This window comes from Asticcacaulis biprosthecium C19 (genome assembly GCF_000204015.1).
In the GTDB taxonomy this organism is placed as follows: Bacteria; Pseudomonadota; Alphaproteobacteria; order Caulobacterales; family Caulobacteraceae; genus Asticcacaulis; species Asticcacaulis biprosthecius.
Genome location: NZ_GL883078.1, coordinates 110,701 through 113,949 on the forward strand (window position 1 = coordinate 110,701; position 3,249 = coordinate 113,949).

Consider the following 3,249-nt stretch of genomic DNA (forward strand, 5'->3'; position numbering starts at 1 on the left):
CCTTTCCGTCAGTGGAACAACCCCTTCCGTCTCAGTGCTTTGCACTGATCCACCTTCCCCGTAAACGGGGCAGGAGGAAGTAGCTCAGTCTGAACGCTTTAAACCGCACCGTATTCCTTCGCCAGCAAAGCCTTCAACGCTGCCATAGCCGCCACGGTCTGTTTCGGCAGCTTCATCCGGTACATTGGGCTCATCAGCTTGGCCATGAAGGAATGTGGCGTGATCTCGATCCGGTGCGTCAAGCGCGTCCCCGCCCCATCCGGCTCCAGCCGGAAATCGACGAACACCTGCATCATCTTGTCATAATACTTATAGCTCAGCCGGCTATCCTGGTCCTGGGTGACGATGACCCCGTCCATCAAACCATGTTTGCCATGCTCGCAATAGGCATAGCGCAGCTTGTCGCCGACCTTGTTGGGCCCCGCGCCCTGTTTGGCGACGCCTTCGCACCGTATCGCCCACAGCGGTACCTTCTTATAGTCGTCGATCAGGCTGAAGACCTGGTTCGGCGACTGCGGCACGTCGATGCTATGCTCGAAGACGATGGCCATGCGCGACTCCTGAAAAACCCCGGCCAGAACCCCGGAAAGCCAACCCTAGCATAGCCGCCGCCCCTGACAAGAGCTTAGGACTTTTCCGCCGGCAGGATGGCTAGCATGAAAAAGAACTGCTCGATGCTGCTGATCACCTGGCGGAACTTCTCCAGATCGACCGGCTTGGCGATATAGGCGTTGGCGTGGCGATCGTAACTGCGGGAAACATCGATCTCGGCCACCGACGACGACATGATGATCACCGGAATGTGCCGCAGGGCCTCATCGCCCTTGACGATCCCCAGCAGGTCATTGCCGCTCATCTTCGGGAGGTTCAAATCCAGCAGGATGATGTCCGGCAACCGCACCCCTTCCTCCAGCGACGCCCGCAAAATCGCCAAAGCTTCCTCGGCCGTGCTGGCGACGGTCAGATTGTTCTCGATCTGCGCCTCTTTGAACGCACGCGAGGCCAGCAGCACATCGCCGCGGTTGTCCTCGACCAGCAGAATTTCGGCGGCACGACCTTCACGGATCAGCAGATTACTCATTGTCTCAGCTCTTTGTCTTGGGCAGGGTAAACAGGAAGGTACTGCCCTTGCCGGGCTCCGACTCGGCCCAGATCCTGCCACCATGGTTTTCGACGATCTTGCGGCATACCGCCAGCCCTAACCCCGTACCGCGAATAGCGTCCCAGGTATGCAACCGCCGGAAGGGTTCAAACACCTGTTCAATAAAGCTCGGCTCAATCCCCAAGCCATTGTCTTTAAAGGCGATCAGCCAGTTGTCGCCTTCGTCCGAGGCGTAAATATGGATGCGTGGCGCCTGGCCCTTGGGCTGGTACTTGACGCTGTTGGCGATCAGGTTCTGCATCAGCCGCATGATCTGGACGGCATTGCCCTTGACGCTGGGCAGCGACACGCACGAAATCTCGGCCTTGCTCTCGCTGAGCAGGGTGCCCAGATTGTTCTGGACGTGCTGAAGTTCGACCATCAGGTCGACATCGCCGGACCGCACGCCCTCACGTCCAAGCCGGGCATAGTCAAGCAGGTCCTGGACCATGTCGCGCATGCGATGGGCGCTGTCGGCGACGATCTTGAGGTACTCCCTTCCCTCGTCGTCCAGCTTGTCGTGGTAATCCTTGGCGATGATCTGGCTGAAGTTCATCACCATGCGCAGGGGCTCCTGCATATCGTGCGAGGCGACATAGGCGAACCGTTCCAGTTCGGTGTTCGACTCGGTCAAACGCGTCAGCAGGCGGTGTCGGCTTTCCTCGGCGTGGCGAATACGGGTGATATCGCGGATAATGCCAGTGTGGTGGCGCTTGCCCGACACCTCGAAAGCCGTGATCGACAGGTCGGCCGGAAAGACGGTGCCGTCCTTGCGCCGCGCCTGTACCTCCTGACCCGACGCCCCGACCGCCAGCCATACCCGGTGACGATCCTCGGCATCGGGCACCAGCACCGACAGAGGCTGGCCGGCGATATCCTCGGGCTCATAGCCGAAAATGGCCTCACAGGCCGCGTTGAAGCTCTCGATGCGCCCGGTCTCATCCAGCGTGATAATGCCCTCGCCGACATTGTCGACGACCGAGCCTAACACCACCCGCCCCTCTTCCTCGACCTGGCGGTATAGAGCTTCCAGCTTTTCATTGGCTTCCTGCAGCTTGGCATTGGCCTCGGCCATCTGGGCCTGACTGGGCAGTTTCAGGGCGTGGGGCAGCAGCCTGATACTCATAACCAATGTTGCGATCGAGACGACGGCGGTAGCCGCCTTGACAGCGCCTTCGGTATAGTAGCTGGGCACCCACAGGACCCAGATATTGAACAGGTGTGTTGTGCCGCACAGCAGGATGAAGGCCGCAAACAACAGGAAGATTTTCTGGTAAGGCAGATCCGTCCGTTTGCGGACGAAATACCACAACACCAGGGGAATGCCGAAATAGGCAACAGCAATCCCCAGGTCCGACAGGACGTGCAGCCACAGGATGCCGGGTTTCCACAGGAAACAATAGCCGTGCGGCATGAAGGTGGTCATGTCGTGATTCATCGCAGATGTCCTCGCGAACGGGGTTTGCGCACCGTATAACACGATTGCCTTTTCCCGTCCGGCGAGAAAATTATCCTCGCGGTGAGCTACTTTCGCGAAACGTGCGTTATGTGAATGGCCCTTGCGAAGCTGTGCAAATTGGTGTCACAGTTTCGCCACGGGGAGAGGTAACAGCACATGACCAGGCTTTCGGAGCAGGCGCGCAGCGCCCAGGTTCTGCTGATCGAGGACAATCACGGTGACGCTGTCCTGACACGCCGCGCCTTTCGCCGGGCGCGCATGCCCAGCGAGGTTACGGTGGCGGAAACGGGTGAAGCCGGACTATCGTTTTTGCGCCGTGAAGGCGCCTATGCCGATGCTCCGCGTCCGGACCTGATCCTGCTGGACCTGAACCTGCCGCACATGCACGGCCACGACTTCCTGAGTCAGGTGAAGGACGACCCGGCCTTCAAACGCATCCCGGTGATCGTGCTCAGCTCCTCGGCCGCCGAACGCGACATCGCGGGCGCCTACGACCGGCATGCCAACGGCTTTATCACCAAGCCGGTGACCACGGACACCTATGACGACATCGTTGCCAAGATCGAGGACTACTGGTTCGCGTTGATGCAACTCCCGGCCGACGGCGAACCCAAGCAATTCTCCTAAAAATTACCTCTCCCCGCCCGCG

General features: G+C 59.6%; 4 protein-coding genes. 1 reads left to right on the forward strand and 3 read right to left on the reverse strand.

Translation table 11 applies throughout. The features are described 5' to 3' along the window. Nucleotides 1-98: 98 nt before the first annotated feature. From ABI_RS11165 to ABI_RS11175, 3 genes are all read right to left on the reverse strand, one after another. Complete coding sequence (locus ABI_RS11165; RefSeq protein WP_006273077.1) at nt 99-551, reverse strand: SRPBCC family protein; 453 nt, start codon at nt 549-551, stop codon at nt 99-101. Nucleotides 552-625: 74 nt separating this feature from the next. Further along, a complete protein-coding gene (locus ABI_RS11170; protein WP_006273078.1) occupies nt 626-1,081 on the reverse strand; it encodes a response regulator in 456 nt (151 codons plus the stop codon). 4 nt (nt 1,082-1,085) lie between these two features. Then, nucleotides 1,086-2,579, reverse strand: a complete 1,494-nt coding sequence (locus tag ABI_RS11175; RefSeq protein ID WP_006273079.1) for a sensor histidine kinase — start codon at nt 2,577-2,579, stop codon at nt 1,086-1,088. 177 nt (nt 2,580-2,756) lie between these two features. On the opposite strand from ABI_RS11175, the gene ABI_RS11180 reads away from it, so the two are divergent. Continuing rightward, nucleotides 2,757-3,227, forward strand: a complete 471-nt coding sequence (locus tag ABI_RS11180; protein ID WP_006273080.1) for a response regulator — start codon at nt 2,757-2,759, stop codon at nt 3,225-3,227. Nucleotides 3,228-3,249: the final 22 nt, after the last annotated feature.

Excerpts from the sequence above, each read along its gene's own strand:
- ABI_RS11165 (WP_006273077.1), bottom strand. The coding sequence starts at position 551 with ATGGCCATCGTCTTCGAGCATAGCATCGACGTGCCGCAGTCGCCGAAC.
- ABI_RS11170 (WP_006273078.1), bottom strand. The coding sequence starts at position 1,081 with ATGAGTAATCTGCTGATCCGTGAAGGTCGTGCCGCCGAAATTCTGCTG.
- ABI_RS11175 (WP_006273079.1), bottom strand. The coding sequence starts at position 2,579 with ATGAATCACGACATGACCACCTTCATGCCGCACGGCTATTGTTTCCTG.
- ABI_RS11180 (WP_006273080.1), top strand. The coding sequence starts at position 2,757 with ATGACCAGGCTTTCGGAGCAGGCGCGCAGCGCCCAGGTTCTGCTGATC.